This is a genomic window from Aeromonas sp. Y293-4 (assembly GCF_027705905.1).
Taxonomy (GTDB): domain Bacteria; phylum Pseudomonadota; class Gammaproteobacteria; order Enterobacterales; family Aeromonadaceae; genus Aeromonas; species Aeromonas veronii.
In genome coordinates this window covers 1-1,355 of record NZ_JAPDCI010000062.1, presented here as the reverse complement: position 1 = coordinate 1,355, position 1,355 = coordinate 1, and the positions used below count along the sequence as shown (strand labels likewise).

The 1,355-nt window shown below is 60.1% G+C and carries 1 protein-coding gene; it reads right to left on the bottom strand.

Annotated elements, in window-relative coordinates:
* Positions 1-202 precede the first annotated feature (202 nt).
* Positions 203-1,216 carry a class 1 integron integrase IntI1 gene (gene intI1 / locus OKC31_RS21540; protein WP_000845048.1) on the bottom strand — a complete coding sequence of 338 codons (1,014 nt, stop codon included), beginning with the start codon at positions 1,214-1,216 and terminating at the stop codon, positions 203-205.
* Positions 1,217-1,355 lie beyond the last annotated feature (139 nt).

The following is a 1,355-nucleotide window of genomic DNA, read 5'->3' as shown; positions in this document are numbered from 1 at the left end:
TGTCGTTTTCAGAAGACGGCTGCACTGAACGTCAGAAGCCGACTGCACTATAGCAGCGGAGGGGTTGGATCCATCAGGCAACGACGGGCTGCTGCCGGCCATCAGCGGACGCAGGGAGGACTTTCCGCAACCGGCCGTTCGATGCGGCACCGATGGCCTTCGCGCAGGGGTAGTGAATCCGCCAGGATTGACTTGCGCTGCCCTACCTCTCACTAGTGAGGGGCGGCAGCGCATCAAGCGGTGAGCGCACTCCGGCACCGCCAACTTTCAGCACATGCGTGTAAATCATCGTCGTAGAGACGTCGGAATGGCCGAGCAGATCCTGCACGGTTCGAATGTCGTAACCGCTGCGGAGCAAGGCCGTCGCGAACGAGTGGCGGAGGGTGTGCGGTGTGGCGGGCTTCGTGATGCCTGCTTGTTCTACGGCACGTTTGAAGGCGCGCTGAAAGGTCTGGTCATACATGTGATGGCGACGCACGACACCGCTCCGTGGATCGGTCGAATGCGTGTGCTGCGCAAAAACCCAGAACCACGGCCAGGAATGCCCGGCGCGCGGATACTTCCGCTCAAGGGCGTCGGGAAGCGCAACGCCGCTGCGGCCCTCGGCCTGGTCCTTCAGCCACCATGCCCGTGCACGCGACAGCTGCTCGCGCAGGCTGGGTGCCAAGCTCTCGGGTAACATCAAGGCCCGATCCTTGGAGCCCTTGCCCTCCCGCACGATGATCGTGCCGTGATCGAAATCCAGATCCTTGACCCGCAGTTGCAAACCCTCACTGATCCGCATGCCCGTTCCATACAGAAGCTGGGCGAACAAACGATGCTCGCCTTCCAGAAAACCGAGGATGCGAACCACTTCATCCGGGGTCAGCACCACCGGCAAGCGCCGCGACGGCCGAGGTCTTCCGATCTCCTGAAGCCAGGGCAGATCCGTGCACAGCACCTTGCCGTAGAAGAACAGCAAGGCCGCCAATGCCTGACGATGCGTGGAGACCGAAACCTTGCGCTCGTTCGCCAGCCAGGACAGAAATGCCTCGACTTCGCTGCTGCCCAAGGTTGCCGGGTGACGCACACCGTGGAAACGGATGAAGGCACGAACCCAGTGGACATAAGCCTGTTCGGTTCGTAAACTGTAATGCAAGTAGCGTATGCGCTCACGCAACTGGTCCAGAACCTTGACCGAACGCAGCGGTGGTAACGGCGCAGTGGCGGTTTTCATGGCTTGTTATGACTGTTTTTTTGTACAGTCTATGCCTCGGGCATCCAAGCAGCAAGCGCGTTACGCCGTGGGTCGATGTTTGATGTTATGGAGCAGCAACGATGTTACGCAGCAGGGCAGTCGCCCTAAAACAAAGTTA